Origin of the sequence: Streptomyces sp. NPDC001068, from assembly GCF_042897315.1 — a bacterium.
Classification (GTDB): domain Bacteria; phylum Actinomycetota; class Actinomycetes; order Streptomycetales; family Streptomycetaceae; genus Streptomyces.
In genome coordinates this window covers 46,212-64,232 of record NZ_JBIAYD010000011.1, presented here as the reverse complement: position 1 = coordinate 64,232, position 18,021 = coordinate 46,212, and the positions used below count along the sequence as shown (strand labels likewise).

At 71.3% G+C, this 18,021-nt stretch carries 19 protein-coding genes; 13 read left to right on the top strand and 6 right to left on the bottom strand.

Annotated features, from left to right (window positions below):
* Positions 1 to 61: 61 nt before the first annotated feature.
* Positions 62 to 541, bottom strand: coding sequence for a hypothetical protein (locus ACFY3I_RS29185; RefSeq protein WP_390863967.1), 480 nt, complete (start codon positions 539 to 541; stop codon positions 62 to 64).
* Positions 538 to 1,023, bottom strand: a complete 486-nt coding sequence (locus ACFY3I_RS29180) for a hypothetical protein (protein WP_390863965.1) — start codon at positions 1,021 to 1,023, stop codon at positions 538 to 540. The genes ACFY3I_RS29185 and ACFY3I_RS29180 overlap by 4 nt, the downstream gene beginning before the upstream one ends.
* 428 nt (positions 1,024 to 1,451) lie before the next feature.
* Here ACFY3I_RS29180 and ACFY3I_RS29175 point away from each other — a divergent pair, with 428 nt between their 5' ends.
* The 7 genes from ACFY3I_RS29175 to ACFY3I_RS29145 are packed head-to-tail and all read left to right on the top strand — an operon-like array spanning position 1,452 to position 4,849.
* Positions 1,452 to 1,793, top strand: a complete 342-nt coding sequence (locus ACFY3I_RS29175; protein ID WP_390863964.1) for a DUF1360 domain-containing protein — start codon at positions 1,452 to 1,454, stop codon at positions 1,791 to 1,793.
* Positions 1,790 to 3,568: a hypothetical protein gene (locus tag ACFY3I_RS29170; protein ID WP_390863963.1), complete on the top strand. Its 1,779-nt coding sequence runs from the start codon at positions 1,790 to 1,792 to the stop codon at positions 3,566 to 3,568. Before ACFY3I_RS29175 ends, ACFY3I_RS29170 begins: the two co-directional genes overlap by 4 nt.
* The gene (locus ACFY3I_RS29165; protein WP_390863961.1) at positions 3,565 to 3,777 is read left to right on the top strand and encodes a hypothetical protein; all 213 of its coding nucleotides are present in this window, start codon (positions 3,565 to 3,567) and stop codon (positions 3,775 to 3,777) included. The genes ACFY3I_RS29170 and ACFY3I_RS29165 overlap by 4 nt, the downstream gene beginning before the upstream one ends.
* Entirely contained in the window at positions 3,767 to 3,994 is a 228-nt protein-coding gene (locus tag ACFY3I_RS29160; protein ID WP_390863959.1) for a hypothetical protein, read from the top strand. The genes ACFY3I_RS29165 and ACFY3I_RS29160 overlap by 11 nt, the downstream gene beginning before the upstream one ends.
* On the top strand, positions 3,987 to 4,370 hold the full coding sequence (locus ACFY3I_RS29155) for a hypothetical protein (protein ID WP_390863957.1): 384 nt from the start codon (positions 3,987 to 3,989) through the stop codon (positions 4,368 to 4,370). Before ACFY3I_RS29160 ends, ACFY3I_RS29155 begins: the two co-directional genes overlap by 8 nt.
* Complete coding sequence (locus ACFY3I_RS29150; RefSeq protein ID WP_390863955.1) at positions 4,363 to 4,599, top strand: hypothetical protein; 237 nt, start codon at positions 4,363 to 4,365, stop codon at positions 4,597 to 4,599. The genes ACFY3I_RS29155 and ACFY3I_RS29150 overlap by 8 nt, the downstream gene beginning before the upstream one ends.
* On the top strand, positions 4,592 to 4,849 hold the full coding sequence (locus tag ACFY3I_RS29145) for a hypothetical protein (RefSeq protein ID WP_390863953.1): 258 nt from the start codon (positions 4,592 to 4,594) through the stop codon (positions 4,847 to 4,849). Before ACFY3I_RS29150 ends, ACFY3I_RS29145 begins: the two co-directional genes overlap by 8 nt.
* Here the strand turns inward: ACFY3I_RS29145 and ACFY3I_RS29140 are convergent.
* Positions 4,785 to 5,540 (bottom strand): hypothetical protein, encoded by a 756-nt coding sequence (locus tag ACFY3I_RS29140; RefSeq protein ID WP_390863951.1) that lies wholly within the window; start codon positions 5,538 to 5,540, stop codon positions 4,785 to 4,787. The two genes, ACFY3I_RS29145 and ACFY3I_RS29140, sit on opposite strands and share 65 nt — an antisense overlap.
* A gap of 72 nt (positions 5,541 to 5,612) precedes the next feature.
* On the bottom strand, positions 5,613 to 6,458 hold the full coding sequence (locus ACFY3I_RS29135) for a hypothetical protein (protein WP_390864397.1): 846 nt from the start codon (positions 6,456 to 6,458) through the stop codon (positions 5,613 to 5,615).
* Positions 6,459 to 6,842: 384 nt separating this feature from the next.
* Between ACFY3I_RS29135 and ACFY3I_RS29130 the strand changes: the two genes are divergently transcribed.
* From ACFY3I_RS29130 to ACFY3I_RS29120, 3 genes are all read left to right on the top strand, one after another.
* Positions 6,843 to 9,326, top strand: coding sequence for a hypothetical protein (locus ACFY3I_RS29130; protein WP_390863949.1), 2,484 nt, complete (start codon positions 6,843 to 6,845; stop codon positions 9,324 to 9,326).
* 2 nt (positions 9,327 to 9,328) lie between these two features.
* Positions 9,329 to 9,691, top strand: coding sequence for a hypothetical protein (locus tag ACFY3I_RS29125; RefSeq protein ID WP_390863948.1), 363 nt, complete (start codon positions 9,329 to 9,331; stop codon positions 9,689 to 9,691).
* An 867-nt stretch (positions 9,692 to 10,558) separates the two neighbouring features.
* Positions 10,559 to 12,205 carry a major capsid protein gene (locus ACFY3I_RS29120; protein WP_390863946.1) on the top strand — a complete coding sequence of 549 codons (1,647 nt, stop codon included), beginning with the start codon at positions 10,559 to 10,561 and terminating at the stop codon, positions 12,203 to 12,205.
* Positions 12,206 to 12,285: 80 nt separating this feature from the next.
* Here ACFY3I_RS29120 and ACFY3I_RS29115 read toward each other — a convergent pair whose 3' ends face one another.
* Positions 12,286 to 12,999 carry a hypothetical protein gene (locus tag ACFY3I_RS29115; protein WP_390863945.1) on the bottom strand — a complete coding sequence of 238 codons (714 nt, stop codon included), beginning with the start codon at positions 12,997 to 12,999 and terminating at the stop codon, positions 12,286 to 12,288.
* Positions 13,000 to 13,279: 280 nt separating this feature from the next.
* Here ACFY3I_RS29115 and ACFY3I_RS29110 point away from each other — a divergent pair, with 280 nt between their 5' ends.
* Positions 13,280 to 13,996 carry a cupin gene (locus ACFY3I_RS29110; RefSeq protein WP_390864396.1) on the top strand — a complete coding sequence of 239 codons (717 nt, stop codon included), beginning with the start codon at positions 13,280 to 13,282 and terminating at the stop codon, positions 13,994 to 13,996.
* Here ACFY3I_RS29110 and ACFY3I_RS29105 read toward each other — a convergent pair.
* Positions 13,975 to 15,120: a hypothetical protein gene (locus ACFY3I_RS29105; RefSeq protein ID WP_390863943.1), complete on the bottom strand. Its 1,146-nt coding sequence runs from the start codon at positions 15,118 to 15,120 to the stop codon at positions 13,975 to 13,977. The genes ACFY3I_RS29110 and ACFY3I_RS29105 overlap by 22 nt on opposite strands.
* A gap of 244 nt (positions 15,121 to 15,364) precedes the next feature.
* On the opposite strand from ACFY3I_RS29105, the gene ACFY3I_RS29100 reads away from it, so the two are divergent.
* Both ACFY3I_RS29100 and ACFY3I_RS29095 read left to right on the top strand, forming a co-directional pair.
* Positions 15,365 to 15,955: a hypothetical protein gene (locus ACFY3I_RS29100; protein WP_390863942.1), complete on the top strand. Its 591-nt coding sequence runs from the start codon at positions 15,365 to 15,367 to the stop codon at positions 15,953 to 15,955.
* Positions 15,956 to 15,958: 3 nt separating this feature from the next.
* A complete protein-coding gene (locus ACFY3I_RS29095; RefSeq protein ID WP_390863940.1) occupies positions 15,959 to 17,995 on the top strand; it encodes a hypothetical protein in 2,037 nt (678 codons plus the stop codon).
* Positions 17,996 to 18,021: the final 26 nt, after the last annotated feature.

The window sequence follows — 18,021 nt, the reverse complement described above, 5'->3', positions numbered from 1 at the left end:
CGGAGACAAGCGGGGGCGGACGAGGTATGTGCGGCGCAAACCGCGATGCCCTGCGCCGTCGTCAGGGCGCGGGCGGCTGCTGACCCTGCCCGGCGGCGTTGGCCGACGCTCGCGAGACCAGCGATACGTGCTTCATGTCGTCAGGGTCGCTGCGGCCCAGGATGAACACCTTGATGAGAGCCAGCAAGCTTGGTCCACAGAGGAGGGTGGATAGCCACCAAGACTCTCGGGCCACGTAGAAGCCGCCGCCGAGCATCGCCAGCGCAAGCACGGTTCCGCAGATGAGCTGTGTCATCTGTGCCTGGTGTGCCCGCTCGCGGTGCCTTTCATCAAGAGCCTGCTGCGCCACCTCGCGCTGCATCTCCATGCGGGTGAGACGCTCGCGGTGCTCCCGCTTCAGGGAGGGCTCCATCGCCGCCAACGCGGCGGATAGGTGTGCCGCGTCCACTCCTTGCCACTGCATGGCCACATGGATGGCTGCGAGCACTGCCGGGTCGTCGTTCGATGGCCGCTCGGCGGGCAGTTGATTCCCCGTAGTCATTGCTCCGCTCCTCCGCCACCGGTGGGGACCCGTGTGTTGTCACCAGTCGCGCCCTCGGGTGGCGGGCCCAAGCGCAGGAAGGCCCGCGCCAGAACCTGGTTGATCGTGGCTGCCGTTCCCATGGCCAAGCGCTGCTTGTCCTCAGTTGGCAGGGCTTGGATGAATCGGACGTTGGCCTGGTCGGTGGGCATTTCCAGTGAGCGGTTGAGCGGTTTGTTAAGGGCCTTGGCGACTAGACGATCGACCACGAACTCGGCCATCGGTTCGTCCTCGTCGGGGGCCTCGTTAGAGGAGACCGCCCGTGCCCTTTCTCGTAGGCGCTTGTAGTCCTCGTAGGCCTGCAACGCGTCCGTGATGTCGGAGACGGTCAGGGATATGGTCAGTCCGGTCAGTCGGCGATCAAGGAGGATGGCGTCCACATCGTCAGACCACGGAAATCTGTTGGCCCCGAGGCGAGGCTCGCCATCGAAGGTGACGGTCATCTCACCTTCGGTGTGGTGGTAGCGCTCAGGGCGGTGGCGTAGGCCTGGAAGTTTGCTTGGGCGTAGCCCGAAGAACTTTGCTCCGGCGACGGCCACGCTGCGGAGTCTGCTCGTAAACGGCATTGCCCCCCCAGGTCGCGTCACGAGACGGACCAACACCATAGCGGCGCGGGCTCTTTGGGGACAGGGTTCGGCGGGAGGGGTGCCGGCGGGCGGGGCGTGTACCCCCGCGCCGCCCGGGCACTGCATCGGCACTTCCGCCGGCGCCCGCCTGTCCCCGCTCGGAACCGGGCCCACGCTACCAGCGCCCATGTGATCGAACTCTGGTCGCTGACCTGCGCGTTCGCGCCCACAGGACCACTTGGTGACGTGGCCTATCATGCTCCGCCGACCAGAACCGGAAGTACACATTCCGCCAGGGGGCGACCTTGATCGACCTGACCCACCTCGCCCTGCTCGGGCTGGCCGGCTACCGCGGCACCCAGCTCGCCGTCCACGACACGATCCTTGACCCCGTGCGCGACCGGATCATCGGCTGGCACGAACGCCGCCTCTCCTCCCGCCCACGCAACGCCGTCGTCGCGCTCATCTCCTGCGTGTACTGCATGGGCTGGTGGGTGTCCGGCGCCCTGCTCGCCACCTACCTGCTCGCCACCGGCACCTTCCACCAGGCCCCGCTCCTCGTCCACGGCATCGAGTGGCTGGCGGTCGCCGGCCTGGCCGTCCTCCTCAACCGCCTGGACGACACCCTCAGCCGGATCACCGGATGACCGCCCGCACCCGGCCCCGGGGCGAACTCACCGCCTCCGCCGCCCGCTACACCGCCCGCCGCCTGCGGACCAAGCCCGTGGACGGCAGTTGGCAGGAACGGGCCTGGCTGTTCTACGACGAGACACCGGAGGTGCGGTTCGCCGCCCGCTGGTACAGCAACGCCATGAGCCGGGCCCGCCTGTTCGCCGGCCACCGGGACTCCAAGGGCAACGTCGTCCCTCTGCCCGCCGGACACCGGGCCTCCGAGCTGGTGGCCGCCATCGCAGGCGGTGCGGACGGCCAGGCGCAGCTCCTGGGTTCCTTCGGGCCCCACCTCGTCGTGCCGGGCGAGGGCTGGATCATCGTCCGCCCCAAGCCGGACAGCAGTGGCAACGACACCGACGCCATGGACTGGCGGGTGCTGTCCACCATGGAGGTCAAGCCGCAGGGCACCAAGCTGGTGGCCGAGATCGACGGGGAAGAGGTGGTCGTCCCCGGCGCGGACGACGAGACCACGCCCCTGGACTCCAACGACCCGGTGGCCATCCGCGTGTGGGAGTCCCACCCCCGCCGCCACCTGGAGGCCGACAGCGCTGTACGGTCCAGCCTCGGCCTGCTGGAGGAGCTCAAGCTCCTCAACGCCGCGGTGGCCGCCATCGCCCGCAGCCGCCTGACCGGCCGCGGCATCGTCCTCGTGCCCCAGGGCACCAAGTTCCCCACCACACCGAACCAGGGGGCCGAAGAGGACGACCTGATCGAGGTCCTGATGACGGTCGCCGAGACCGCCTACAAGGAACCGGACAGCGCCGCCGCCACCGTCCCGATCATCCTGGAAGTCCCCGCCGACCAGATCCCGAACATTAAGCGGCTGACGTTCGAGAGCGACTTCGACACCCTGGCTATCCAACTGCGCCAGGAGGCCATCACCCGCTTCGCCAACGGGCTGGAAGTCCCGGCGGAGATCCTGCTGGGCCAGGGCGACATCAACCACTGGGGCCAGTGGGCGCTCAAGGACGAGGCGATCACCCTGGGCGTGGAGCCCAAGCTGGGCACCGTCGCCCACGCCCTGACCACCCAGTACCTCCAGCCGATCCTGGAGGCCGAGAACGTCCCGGACGCACTGGAGTGCCTGGTGTGGTCCGACACCAGCCCCCTGCGCGTGCGCACCAACCGGGCCGAGACTGCCCTCAAGGTCCACGAGGCCGGCGCCATCTCGGACTCGGCGCTGCGCCGCGAGACCGGGTTCACCGACGCCGACGCCCCCACCGAGGACGAGCAGCGCCGCCGCCAGAAGCCCGCCGAGGGCGAGCAGGACCCGGAGCTGCCGGTGGACGAGAGCCACGCCGAACCGGAGCAGCCCACCACCGATCCGGCCGAGCAGGGCCCGGACGCCATCGCCGCCGCCGTCACCCCGGTGGACGTCGCCGCGCTGCGCTACCAGACGGTGCTGGCCGCCATCGACGGCGTGATCCACAACGCCATGTGCCTGGCCGGCGAGAAGATCCGCGTCAAGCCGGCCTGCCCACGCAGCGAACGCGGCCGCTCACGGCAGATCCCGCCCGGAGAGCTGCACACCGTGTTCCCCGTCAACGACGACCAGGTCGACCAGTGGCACCTCCTCGTCGGCGCCTGGGACCGCGTCCCGGAGATGGCGCAGCGGTACGGGTTCGAGGCCGAGTGCCTGATCGACACCCTGGACAACTACGCCCGCGCGCTCATCGCCGCCCGCATGAAACACACCTACGAGGAGACCGTGCGCCTGCTGCGGAACTCCTGCCTCGGGCTGGCGGCATGACACCCCGGCGCCCGGTCGAGCCGCGCCCCGCCGACGTGGAAGTCACCGCGTCGGCGGCCAACGTGAGCGCGGAATGGTGCTCCACCTGCAAGGCCTACACGCTGCTTGCGGGGGAGATCGTCCTGCTCACCCCGGACGGCGTGGCCACCGTCGGCTACTGGGCGTGGTGCGAGACCTGCGACCCCCCGGAGGTGTCCCGTGTCAGCTGACTGCCCGGACCACCTGGAGCGCCTGGACCTGTGCCCCACCTGCCAGGGCCTGACCGTCACACGCATGACCCGCCTCACCGGCGTCACCGGCGTGCGCCTGAACGGGCCGCACGGGGAGCTGCTGGGCGCCGGCGTCCCGGCCGTCGTCTACATCGCCCCGGTGGAGGCGTGCCCCAACGCGGCGGCCCTCGAGGAACGGGCGGCCCGCGATGTGTAACCCACCTACGCCCGCCGCCGAGCACGGCCCGGACCTGTGGGGCCACTCCTCCGCCGCGCACCGCGTGCACGGCTGGTGCGCGGACTGCACGGGCCGTGACGTGGCCCAGGAGGCGGTGGCGTGGCGCGTCCGCGAGAACCGGCGGCACGACGCCGAGCAGACGGCCCTGGCCGCCTCCGCCGCCCGCCGCAACACCGTGGACATGCAGGCCACCCACGACCACCCGTGCCCCGCCTGCGGCCGGGAGGCCCTGACCCTCGTCACCGTCCGCCTGCACACCGACAGCGGCGAGCAGCGCCATGCCGGCGGGTGGGCGCACTGCACCGCCTGCGACGCCACCCCCCACCCCACGATGGAGGACTCCGCCCGTGGCTGACACACCCACATCCCAGACGGCGCCCAACGGCCGCCGCCTGGAGCATGACGCGCCGCCCGGACACAGCCTCATCGCCCACCAGGTGCACGGCTGGTGCAGCGCCTGCCCGGGCGTGGAGCTGTGGGAGGAACTGCACGCCTGCCGCCAGCACCAGCGCGCCGCCCAGGACAACCCGCCCGCCACCGACCGCGCCCCGCACCCGTCCCCGGAGGTGGCCCGCCATGGATGAGCCGGAGTTCATCACCGGGTCCGCGTCGGCGGAGCACGCCGCGTACATCGTTGACCTGATCCAGGAGGCCGGCGCCCTGGCCGCCGCGCACTTCGAGCAGCTCCCCCCGGGCGAGGAAGCGTCCGTGTACGTCACCCTCACCACCAGCACCGGATACGGCGTGATCACGCTCGGGATGTGGCTGTTCATCCGCGACGGGAACGGCACCGTCTCCCTGTACGGCTCCGAGCCGGAGGCCGCTCATGGATGAGCTGGAGGAGGCCCTGGCCGCCGCCGAGGAGGACGTAGCGGCGGAGGTCCGCGCGATCCTGGAGGAGGTGGCCGAGGAGTTCGCCGGCGAACTGGACGGCGCCACCGAGCTGGTGGCCGCCCGCTTCAGTGTCTCCCGTATCGGCGCGATGTTCCGGCAGCGGGTGCCCCGCCTCCTCCGCCGCCTGCTGGGCGTGACCGAGCAGGCCGCCCAGGCCGCCGCCGACCAGGTGGACGAGACCCTGCCACCCGGATGGGACGACCTGCCCGGCCGCCACGACCGCGGCGAGACCCTGCCGGACGGCATCGGCCAGTACGTCACCAGCACGGAACACCTGCTCCGCGCCGTGGGCGACCGCCTCGCCGACGTCGCCGTCCGCGAGCTCGCCGCGGGCGTGGAGGCAGGGGAGGACCTGGAGGCCCTGCGTGGGCGCCTGCTCGCCGTGTTCGCGCGGGAGGGGGCGCAGCTCGGGCAGGGCCGCGAGGCGCTGATCTCCACCACCGAGGCGGCCCGCGCCTGGAATACCGCCACCCTGGCCGCCGCCCAGGCCCTCACCGGCCCGGACCGGCCCATCGTCAAGCAGTGGCAGACCCGCCGCGACACCCTGGTCCGCGACGACCACCACGACGTCGACGGCTTCGTGCGCCTCCTGGACGACACGTTCGAGGTAGGCGGCGTCGACATGCAGCACCCCGGCGACCCCAGCGCCCCGCCCGCCCACGTGTGCAACTGCTTCCCCGGGGACACGCTGGTGCAGGTGCCGTCAGGTCTGCGACGGATCTTCCGGCGCTGGTACGAGGGCCCGCTGGTCGAAGTCCACACAAAGGACGGCGGCAAGTTGGCCGGAACCCCGAACCACCCTCTCCTCACGGATGCCGGGTGGAAGCCCCTGGAGGGCGTTGAGGTGGGTGACCAGCTCGTCGGCGCCGCCAGCGGTGAACGGGTGTGCGCGGGTGATCCAGACGTACAGGACGCACCAACCAGCCTCGGCCAGCTTTACCGTGCGGCGCACGAGGCGGGGATGGCGTCCGGGGTGGTAAGCACCCGTGTGGACTTCCACGGCGATGTGGCCGACGGCGGCGTCGAGGTTGTAACCGTGGACGGCGACCTGCGTCCGTACCTCGAAGCCGCGGGTGGCAAGCGCGTCGATGACCCGGTCTTCCATGGACCAGGTGGCCGACTTGGTGACCTCTCGTCTGCGGGCGATCTTGGGGGCGCGGGCGATGGCGACCGGATCGTGCGGCTCCGTGTAGGGACGGCTGAGCCAACCGCCGTCCATGCGGCGGGTGCCGTTGGCGGGCGCGGCCAGGGCTGCGCGCTCCTCGAACGTCAGCCGTTGCATGCGCAGTCGGTTCGCCTCGCTACCGGTGCGGATGGTCACCCCGGCCTCAACCAGGCGCCTGCGGATGGTCGGGCGGCTGACGCTGAGGGCGCGGGACAGAGCCAGTTCGGACTCTCCCGCCTGGTAGCGGCGGATGATCTCGGCGTCATCGATAGCGGCGCGGCGGATGCCAGTACGTCGTACGTGCTCGCCGGTGGTGCGGATCTCGACTTCGGCGGCGGTGAGGATGCCGCGGATGCGGCCGTGGCTGGTCTTGTGAGCCCGCATCAGGTCCTCGATCGACTCGCCAGCCATGTAGCGCTTCACGACGTCGTCAGCGTCGAGCGCAGGTCGTTCAGGGGCCACGTCTACAACCTCGAAACGGAAGGCGGGTGGTACATCGCCAATGATATTGCTTCGCATAACTGCCGGTGCATCCTGCGCCTCCAGCGCGCCCCGGACCGCGCTGCCTCCGCCCGAGCGCTCCACCAGCAGGGCATCCTGGCGGCTGGCAGCCTCCCGGACACGGCCCGCGCCCTGGGCCTGGAATCCCTCGCCAACTACCTCGCCGCAACCGCAGGATCTCAGGCGCCCGCCGAGGCGACGTCTTGCGATCCACGGCGAGAGGTCACCGCGGCGGCGACCGAGCACACCGGCGCCATGATCGCGCTCGTGCCCAGCCAGGCCGACATCGAGCGCCTGGCCCTGGAAGACGGAGAGGCCGCCGAGGAGCTGCACTGCACCCTGTGGTTCCTCGGCAAGGCCGCCGACTGGGGCGAGGACCAGCGCCGGGAGCTGATCGACGGCGTCCGCGCCCGCGCCTCCGCCCTGTCCGGGCCGGTCCAGGCCGTGGCGTTCGGCGTCAACCACTGGAACCCCGCCTCCGAGGACCCCGCCTGGGTGTGGGCGGTCGGCGATGACCCCGACGCCGACGAGGACGCCCCCACCCTGCAGGCGGCCCGCGCGGTCGCCCAGGACTCCCTGGAGGACGGCCACAACAACCCGGACCTGCCCCGCCAGCACACCCCGTGGGTCGCCCATGCAACCGGCGCCTACACGCCCGAGACGTGGCCCCTTGAGGCCATGATCGACCGCCTCGGCCCGCTCACCTTCGACCGTGTCCGCGTCGCGTTCGCCGGCGAGGCCACGGACATTCCACTCGGCCCCCAGGAGGAGCCACCTATGGACAACGCCACCGACGAGGAACTGACGGCCGCGATCCCCGTACGCACCTGGTCCACCCCGGACGGCTCGGCCCTGGCCTACGAGAACACCGAGACCGGCGACGGCCGGATCTTCGCGCCCGGCTCCCTGTACTGGGAGGGCGGCCCCTGGCCCCTCCAGTACGCGGAGGAGATGGGCATGGGCCACGAGGGCGCCGAACTGGCCGGTGCCATCGAGAAGTACGGCCGCGACGGCGACCGCCTCACCGGCTCCGGCGTGCTCTACCTCTCCCAGCGCGCCGGGTATGACGCCGTGACCCTGCTGGAGCAGGAGGCGCCCCTGGGCGTCAGCGTCGACCTGGACAGCGTCGACGTCGAGTTCGTGGACCGCACCCTGGAGGAGGACGAGGACGGGTTCCTCGTGCTCGCCGCGTCCATCCCGGCCATGAGCGTGCTCCGCCTCGCGGACGGCGGCTGGATGTTCACCGCCCAGCGCACCGCAGCCTGGACGGCCTCCGGCGTCACCCTCACCCGCCACCAGCACGTCGCACAGTTCCTCACCGCCGCCGACGGCACCGTGACCGCCGACGCCCTGCGCCGCGCGTTCGCCGGCACCGGCATCCTCACCGCGGCCGCCGGCGACCCGGACACCGACGACGGGGTGATCCTGCACTCCGAGCAGGCCGGTGACTTCGTGGTGCGCATCACCAAGGCCCGCGTGCGCGGCGCCACCCTGGTGTCCATGCCCGCCTACGACCAGGCGCGCATCGTCCTGGACCCGCCCGAGACGAGCGAGGACGCCGCCGCGGCGATCAACGCCGCGGTCACGGCCGCCGCGTCGGCGCCGGGGGAGACCCGCCAGCGCGTCATCCGCTACGTGCGCACCTGCCCGGACCCCGTGGGCGCGGGTGAAGTCGCCAGGGCCCTGGGCCTCACCGTGGACACCGCACGCAAGCATCTGCGCGCCGCCTCCAAGGACGGCCACCTGGTGCGCCTCGCCGCCGGCCTGTACGTCGGCGCGTCCACCATCCCGGAAGGCCTGGACGTCACCGTGGCCGCCTCCGCCGCGGACGGCGAAGACCCCGCCCTGACCGAGCTGGTGGCCTCCGCCTGGACCGCCATGCGCGACCTGCCGCCGATGCCCGCCGCCTGGTTCGCGGAGCCCACCCCGGAGGAACTGCCCCCAGGCTCCGGGGGCGTGCACTACGCGGACGGCCGGATCTACGGGTGGGTGGCCCAGGCCGGAGAGCCACACGCCGGGTTCGCCAACCGCACGCTGACCATCGAGAGCCTGGGCGACATCGACCTCACGCACTTCCTGCGCGCCCGGTTCCGTCTCGACAACGGGCAGACCGTCAAGGCCGGCGCCTTCACCATGAACGCCCCCCACTCCCGGGACGGCGCGGAGTGCAACGACGTGGCGTGCCAGTTCGATGACACGCGCACTGTCGCCGGGGTGATCACCTGCGGCATGAACGAGCGCGGCATGTGGTTCTCCGGCGCCGCCGCCCCGTGGCTGTCGGACTGGGACCGCACCGTGTTCATGGGGTGCCAGCCCAGCTACCACATGAAGAAGGGCGGGGACGGGCGCTGGCAGCTTCGGGCCGTGCTGTCCGTCCCCGTGCCCGGGCACTCCTCGCCGCTGCTCGCCGCCGCCGTGGAGCGCGGCAACCTTGCCCTGGCCGCCTCCGTCGCCGCGGTCCTGGACAGCCCGGACACGCTGCCCGGACAGCGTCCGGACACGTCCTCACCGCTGCGCACCCTGGGGGCGCACGCGACCGCCGGGATGCTGTCCGGCCTGCGCGGACACCGTCCGGACGACACGGCCGGACACGTCCCGGACAGCCCGGCCGCCCTGCTCGACGACCCGGCGTTCCTGGACGGCCTTTCCGCCGCCCTGGCCCGCCGGGACACCGAACGCCGGCAGGAGGTAGCGGCCCTGTCCGCTGCCGTCCTCGGCACCACCGACACCAACCCGAAGGGGGACCAGTAGCCATGGGATGCGCCTGCAACCAGCGCGGCCGCACGCAGTTCGAGGTGACCATGGAGGCCGGCCGTGGCCGCGTCGCCTTCACCAGCGGATCCAAGCCGACCGCCACCACCGTGGCCGCCCGCTACAAGGGCAGCGCCGTCCGCATCAAGGGCACCGACGAACTCGTGCACCACACCGAGACGTACGAGGTCGCCACCGCCGCCGGGGCCGTCGTCTTCGCCCACTCCGACCTGGACCAGGCCCTGGCCCACGCGGACACCGTGGACGGCGCGGTCGTCCGGGAACGGGAGACCGGCACCCTCGTCCAGCCCGTCCCCGCCGCCGACCTCACCAAGACCGACGAGACGGCCCAGGCGCCAGCGTAGGTACTGCGGCCGCCCCGGGCCTTGCAGCGGACCGGGGCGGCCGACCCCGCCCACCGGCACACGCACCGGTGCTCGGAATGCTCAGAATCTCCTCAGAAGGGAGACGAACTGAGAGCCAGTCAGTGATGCTTCCCCTCCAGCGTCCAAACGGATGCCGCAACAGGGGGGACTTCGTGGCACAGCCGGACAACGTCGCGCGGATCATTGCGGCAGGAAGTGCACTCGTCGCAGCGGCGAACATGCTTGTCTCGTACTTCGCGTACAGGCGCAAGCGTCCAAAGATCAAAGCTCGTGCCCGCCTTAGCTGGGCACCTCGCGAATACGGGGGATCAGTCCGCAGCTTCGCTGTCTGGCTGGACAACCACGGCGAGATGCCAGTCACCGTCACAGCGGCGGAAGTTCTGTTCCGCACACCTGAGACCGCCGATCCGCCCACGTGGGGGTACTCGCCGGGTGAGCCGTTTCCGTATCCCAGTCGGCGCTATCACTGCGAGACTCGCATGGACCTAGACACCGTTCACGAGGGTGACGTTGGGGGCATCCTCCTGCAGCCTTTCGGTAGAGCTGACGAACTGCTCAACACGGGGGAATGCACGAACAATGTTCATAAGCTCCGGCCAGTGAAGGCCAGACTCCTCCTGCATCTCTCCAACGGGCATGTGGCCCGTACCAGATGGATCAGGCTCCGGCGTGGCACCTTTTTCTGTCACTGCGGCGGCTGCGGGAAGCGGGGGCGACTGGCCGCCTAGCCGCTTGTGACCCGCCTCTAGCACCACTCCAAGACACCACCGTCGCGCGGAAGCTACTATTCCGTTTGATCGCTGGTTTAGGGCCGGATCTCCACCGCACACCGCTGGAGATCCGATCATGGATTTCGACATCCCTGAGGACGTCACCGCTCTCGATGACGAGGCCCTGGCCCAGGCCCTTGACGGGGCCCGCGCCGCGTTCGCCGCCCTCTCCGGTCAGGACGTCATCGAAGGCGACGCCATGACCCGCATGCGCGCCCTGGCCGCCTGCGTCGAGGGCATCCGCACCGAGCAGACCGCCCGCGTGGAGGCCGCCACCCAGGCCGCCGCGGAGATCGAGGCCCTGGCCGCGCAGGTCCGTGGCGAGGAGCCCACCGCCCCGGCCGCCCCGGAAGGCGAGACGCCGGCGGAGCCGACCGCCGCCGCCACCCAGGAGCCCGCCGCCCCCGCCGCGCCAGCAGCACCGGACGCCACCGCGTCCGCCGCGGTCGTACCGCAGCGCCCGGCCCTCAACCTGTCCGCCGTCCGCCGGGCGCAGCCCCGCGTACTGCCGGACGCACCGCCGCCGGGCACCACCATCACCGCCGCCGTGGACGTCCCCGGCTACACCCCGGGCTCCGCCCTGGACTTCGACGACGTGGTCAAGGGCATCAACACCCGCGCCACCGCCCTCAAGACGGCCGGCGGCGGCGTCGGCCAGGTCATCAGCTACCACCACCCCTTCCCGGCGGACAGCATCGTCACGGACTCCTCGTCCGCGCCGGAAGGCACCACGGTCGCCATGACCGCCTCCACCCAGTCCCGGCTGCCCCAGGGCGACCTGGTGGCCTCCGGCGGCTGGTGCGCCCCGTCCGAGACGCTCTACGAGCTGACCGACACCAGCTGCCCGGACATGCTGTGGGACGCCCCGGAAATCCAGCTCGCGCGCGGCGGCCTGCGCTACTACAAGCCGCTCTCCCTGGACGTCTCCGCCCTCACCTGGGTGCACACCGAGGCCGACGACATCGCCGGCAACACCAAGCCGTGCTACAAGATCCCGTGCCCGTCGCCGGTCGAGGTGCGCTGTGACGCGGTCGGCGTCTGCCTGGAGTCCGGGATCCTGACCGCCCGTCACTTCCCGGAGCTCATCGCCTGGTACCTGCGCAACAGCATGGTGGCCCACGAGATCCGGCTGCGGCAGGTGCTGTTCGCCAAGGCGCTGGCCACCGCCACCCCGGTGACCATGCTGGAGTCCATGGGCGCTCTGTCGGCCGTGTTCGGGGCCGTCGCGCTCCAGGCAGCCGACATGATCGAGCGTCACAGCCTGTGCGAGACCACGGCCCTTGAGGTCGTGTTCCCCTGGTGGAGCCGCAATCTCTTCCTCTCGGACCTGGCGCGCCGCAACGGCGTCGGCGTCAATGAGGTCTCCGTCGCGGACGTGCAGGCCCTGTTCTCGCCGCTCGGGGTGCGTATCCAGTGGGCGCGCGGCCTGGCCCCGGCCGTGCCCACCGACATCGGCGGCGTCAACCCCGCGACCGCCTGGCCGGACAGCATCAACTTCATGATCTACCCGGCGGGCAGCCTGGTCATCGGCCGTGGCGAGGACATCAACCTGGGAGTGATTCACGATTCAACAAAGTTCAGTGTGAACGACTACACCGCGCTTTTCGCTGAAGAGTGCGTGAGTCTCGTTGACCGCTCGGTCGACACCAGGATCGTGACCGTTCCGGTCTGCGCCTCGGGTGAGACCGGCGCTCAGACGCTGGTCGCCTGCCCGGCCGCCTGATCCCTCCCCGGCCCGAGACGGCGGCGGGCCCGTGACCAAACACGGGCCCGCCGCCCCCCCACCGAGGAGGTGAGGCTGTGCTACTCAACCTGCTTCCAAGTCTTCCGGGTGACGACCTGATGGATCGTTCCCTGGCTCACGTTGAACCGCCGGGCGAGTGCCCGCTGGCTCCAGTCGCCCGTGGCGTGCAGGGCCCGCATCTCGTGCACCAGGGGTTCGGTGAGTTCGGCGTTCCCATTCGTCTCACCGCGCGCCTGCCGCTCGGCTTCCGTCATGTCCTGCATGTTCTGGGCGTGGTCGCCCAGGTACAGGTGGCGGATGCTGATACAGCCGCCATCCCCTCGGTGGCAGGTGTGCAGCACCTGGCGGTCACCGGGGTCGTTCCCGGTCGCCTCCCACCACACGGCCCGGGTGGCACCCATCGGTTCCTTGCGGTACGTGACGCTGGGGCGGCTCCGCTCGCACGGCGCCAGCACGCAGTCATCGCCGGTGAAGCGCGCGGCGGCGCGAACCAGCGCCTGCATTTCGCCGTTCGAGCGGCGGCGCTTACGCAGGTCCCCGTGCTTCCATTCACGCTGCCAGTGGCGGTTGCACTTGCCCTTGGCCAGGTGCGGCAACGTGCAGCGCTTGCCGTCCTCAACGGCCGTGCAGAGGCCATCCGCTGGGGGTGGCTGAAGTCGGCGCCGTTTCGGGCTCTCTGGGTCCTCGCCGCCGTTGCGGCTGGACCACGTCCAGCACGTGTCGCACAGCCCGCTGGCCGTGTACTTCCTGACGTCCCGGGTGCACCAGCTCACTCGGCACTCTCTAGCCTGGCTCATCGCCGGACTCCTTCGGGCCTCAGTTCCCAGGGGTCATCGGTCAGGGGCGGCGGTGTTTGCGGCACCGTCGCCTCACCCGCCAGGTTCAACGTTCGAATGATGGGTGCGGTTGCACCTGGTGGGGGTGAAAATGCCTGCTGGCCTGCGTCAATCCGTTGAGGGTATCCAGGGGGCGCCGCTCCCTCATGGCCTGCTCAACGCCGCGTGTTCGAATGTCACTGACGTCTCTGAGGACCGCATCCATGAGTTGAACGGTGTGGAGTGGCTGGCGCTGGGCTGCTGTCCGGCGAGGGACTGGCCGGACCCGTGCGAGGACCCCGTGCCCGGGGACCCGACCGCCAAGGAGTTCTGCCGCCCGGGCACCGAGGTGGCCACCCCCATCACCGTGTACGCCGGCGCGGAGTGCAGCGCGCCCGGCTTCTCCTACGAGGACGCCCGCACGCAGGCCCTGGCGGCGCTCACGCTCGGCGAGCAGCACGCCATCGAGGCCGGGTTCATGCGGACCAAGCTGTCCGTGGACGCCACTGACCTGACCCCGGCGGAGGGGCCGCTGGCGATCGCCCAGGGCGTGGCCGTGCTGGAGGGCTGCCTGGCGGAGTCCTACGGCGGCGTGGGCACCCTGCACATCCCCGCGGGCGTGGCCGCCCTCCTCGGCTGCTGCAACGTGCTCCGGGAGGACCCGGCCACCGGCGCCCTCACCACGCTGGCAGGGAACTGCGCCGTCATCGGCGCGGGCTACTCCTTCCTCAACCTGGGCCCCGGCGGCGTCCCCGCCGACCCGGGCGCGGCCTGGCTCTACATCACAGGCCCCGTGGTCGTACGCCGCGGCCCGGTCGACGTGATCCCGGATCGCAACCGCGCCTCCGCGTCCGTGAACATCCGAAACAACGACAGGCGCGTTTTGGCTGAGCGATCGGTCGTTGTGGGCACTACGTGTACCGTCTGTGCGGTTCAGGTGATGGCATGTCCCTGAGCCTCCTTGGCGTCCAGCCAGCCCCAGGTGTCGCCGCGCACCACGTCCATGATGGTGCGCTCACTGACGCCGTACTCGGTGGCGAGCTGGGCACGGTTGCCTCGGTTGTGCCATCTGCTACCTCGGACGTAGCGGCGGCGGATGCTGCGCGCGTCGGCCTCTGTCAGCTTGGCCACGGTGATGCGTTCGCCTCGTGCGCTCGCCTTGGGCACGGGCCCCTGCGCGCCGCCCCAGGTGCGGCCGTGGAGCACGTGGGCGATGGCCTGTCGGCTGACGCCGAACTCGGCGGCAAGGGCGTCTTGGGTCATGGTCCCGGCCAACTCCCGGATTCGGGCTACCTGCTTGGCGGTCAGCTTGGCGTGACCGTTCCGCTCGCCCACTGCATGGCGTCCGGCGTTCACCGTGTCGGCCACGTTCTGCTGCTGGGTGCCCAAGTAGAGGTGGCGGACATTGATGCAGCCCTCTTGCCCCCGGTGGCAGGTGTGGAGCACGTACTGGTCCCCGGGGTCGCCGTGGACGAGGATCCAGACGGCCCGGGAGGCGGTCATGCCCACCCCGTTCAGGCGGACGGTAGGACGCCCGTAGGAGGCCGGGAGCATCACGCACTCGTGCGTGACGGCGGCCGTACCGGCGCCCAGGAGAGCGCGCGTCGACCGGATGAGCGGGTCGCCGTACAGCCGTTCCCGGCGGCGGTGCTTGCTGCACATGTCGTGAGTGGGGTGGTGCTCGTCGCAGCGCCGTCCGCTCTCGATGACCTTGCAGCGGATGCCTGGGCGTGCGGGGCGCCGCGACCTCGGCCGGGGGATGCGCACGAAGGAGCGCCCGGCCGCCACGCGGTCCCGGTGGTTGTCGGCGTCGTCGCCCAGGCGAAGGTGCCTGATGTTGAGGCATCCCTCGATGCCCCTGTGGCAGGTGTGCAGCACGTGCAGGTCGCCCGGGTCGCCGTAGGCGAGGATCCAGACCGCGCGCGACGCCCACATGCCCTTGCCGTTGAGGCGGACGACAGGGCGTCCGGCGTACCCGGTGAGGTCGATGCACTCGTCGGTCGTGGCCCGGGCGGCTGCCTTGAGGAAGGGCAGCACCGTGTTCTTGGAGCGCTGCGGGGTGCGGCCGTTGGGGTCCACCCAGCCATGACGGCGGGTCCACGAGTAGCAGGCGGAACACCACTTCGATCCGCGGTACGGCGCTCGCGTGCACCCGGTGCCGTCCGCGAACACAACGACACACGTAATCTGGACCATGGCGACTCCTATGCAGTCGTCGGAGCCCCGGGCGGACAGGCGCCAACCGACGCCCGGGGTTCATTGCGCCCTCACGCTAACCGGCGTTGCTCCAGGTCAGCGCCGCTTCTGGGGGTGCTTCACACGCATGCGTGACCACATCCGTATCAAGCCCGACCGGTCCCGGCTGCGGGAGTTCGCCCAGTGGGCGACCGCCCAGACACCGAAGATCGGCACCATCGGCCTGGCCGAGTTCGGCGTCCCGGCGGACCAGTTCGTCCAGGCGCCGGAGGAAGTCCTGGTGGGCGCCCTGGTGGACGGACACCGCTACGTGTCCCCGGCCGAGGACGCCGACAACGGGCTACCGGAGCCCGGCCACCAGGAGCTGCTCGGCGTCGCCACCCCGCAAGGCCTCACCCCGCCCGTGCCTGTGGGCGACCCGGAGGCGGACGCCGCCGCGATGGTGGCCGCCACCAGCCCGGCCACGGTCCAGGCCGCCATGGACGCCGTCTTGCTCGCCACCGAGCTGGCCGCCTCCAACGCCGCCAGCGGACGAGCCGAGGAGGGCGAGCCTGCCCGGGCGGCCGACTTCGCGCCGCTGGAGGACGCCCTCGCCGACGAGGAAGCCGACCAGGGCGAGGGCCTGCGCACGATGTACGGCTGCCCGCTGTGCCCGCGTGACTTCGACACCGAGCGCGGCCGGGACTCCCACCGCCGCCAGGCCCACAGGGAGGACTGAGCCGTGCCGGTCGAACCGATTCCCTGCGGGCCGGACGGCGGCACTGGCACACCGGGCGCCTGTTCCTGCTCGCCGTCCATCGCCTCCGCCCCGCTGTGCCGGGCGGACGGCTCCCTGGTGCTGGTCGTCCTGCGCTCCGGCTGCGCGGACTGCGCCGCCACCCCGCAAGACCCCGCGGTCATCGGGTGGGTGGACCCGCTGACGGGCAACTTCACCGCTGGCGCCGTCCCACCGGACGCGGGCCCCTGCTCCATCGGCTGCTCGTGCTCGCCGTCCATCGCCACCAACCAGATGTGCCGCGCGGACGGCTCCACGGTCCTGGTCGTGGTGCGCTCGGACTGCGCGGACTGCGACACCCCGGCCGCCAACCCCGTCGTGGCCGGCTGGATCGACCCGCTCACCGGCGTGTTCACCCCCGGGGCCGCGCTGGCCGACGTCGGTCAGTGCGACACCGGCTGTGTGGACACCATCTGTCGGCAGCTGTGTGACGACACCGACGGCGACGGGCAGGCGGACGCCACCTACAGCGAGTTGTGGTGCATCAAGGCGGACGGCAGCGCCACGTTGGTGCTCACCTACCAGGACGACCCGTCCACGCCGTACGTGCCCACGGCGCCGGTGGACTGCACCTACGGCTGCGCCGACTCCGAGACGGTGACCCTGTGCGACGACAGCGGCCCCTTCCTGCGCCGGTACCAGTTCCTTGACGGCTCGGCGTCCTACGTGGACGTCGCTCTCGACGGGCAGACCCCGCACGTCGTCACCGGCACCGTCGGCGTCTGCACTGACGACTCCAGCAGCGGCACCCAGTGCGCCGAGCAGACCACCCCCGCCGCCACCCTCGGCCTCTGCCTCGCCGATGGCACACCCATCGCCGTGGTGGTCACCCGGGACTGCAACGGCACCGTCACACAGGACGGATGGCTCAACCTCACCACCGGAGCGTGGGCCGCCGGAGACCCGCCGACCGGGACACTCGCGTGCGGCGACTCCCGATCAATCCAGGTGAGCGGCACGTTCTGTGACGTCCTCCCGGACGGCACGATCGCTGGTCTGGTCCTCATCGAGTACCACTACGACGACGCCGGCGCGATCGACTCCGTGCGCCTGGTCGACGCCGTCACCGGCACCACCTACGTCCCCCAAGGCCAGGTGACCACCTGCCCGACCGGGGAGGCCCTGCCGGAGCGGGACCTGGTGCAGCTCTGCGACACCGCAGGCAGCGGCGCCGCCACCCCGTTCGTCCGCGACTACGCCCGCAACGACACCGGGGCGATCACCGGGCACACGGACTACCTCCTCGACGGCACCCCGTACACGCCCACCGGCACCGTGGGCATCTGCGCGCCGGACGCGGAACCGGGCGTCGACGTCGAGCTGCTGCCGATGTGCGTCATCGACAACACCAGCGGCGGCATCCTTCAGCGGATCCTCGCCGAGATCCGCTACGACACCGAGACCGGCACCCGCCTCTCGGTGAACTTCGTGGACCCGATCACCTGGGGCCCCGTCGCTCTCCCGGGCGGAACACACCTGGACGTGTGCCCACCGCCGGACACCGAGGAGTGCGCCACCCAGAACGTGCTCCAGGCGTGCCGCTGCGACGACGCCGACGGCGACGGCATCGCGGACACCGACTACGTCGAGCTGCTGGCCGTCGACTGCACCGGCGCCGTCACCTCCCTCGGCTCGTACACCGCCGACCTCTCCGCCCCGTACACCCCGGTTGCGCCGATCAGCTGCGATGAGACGGACGAGGGCGCGGACCCGGCTGTCGGCGTCCAGGCGCGCCGGGTGGAGCTTGCGGCCGGTGAGACGTGGGACGCCGCCACCTGGCCAACGCTCCAGTCCGTTACGGCCGTCGCGCACGGCGGCACCGGCACCGTCACCACCGAGGACGGCCCGAGCACCCTGCACACCGGCGAGGCGGCCACCTGGTCCGTCGGCCGCGACACGGACGCCCTCCTGACCGGTCCGCTCACCGTCACGGCGGACACCGGCACCGTCACCCTCTCGTACACGATCGGAGTCACCCTGTGAGTGGATGCTGCGGGCAGGGGCCCGTC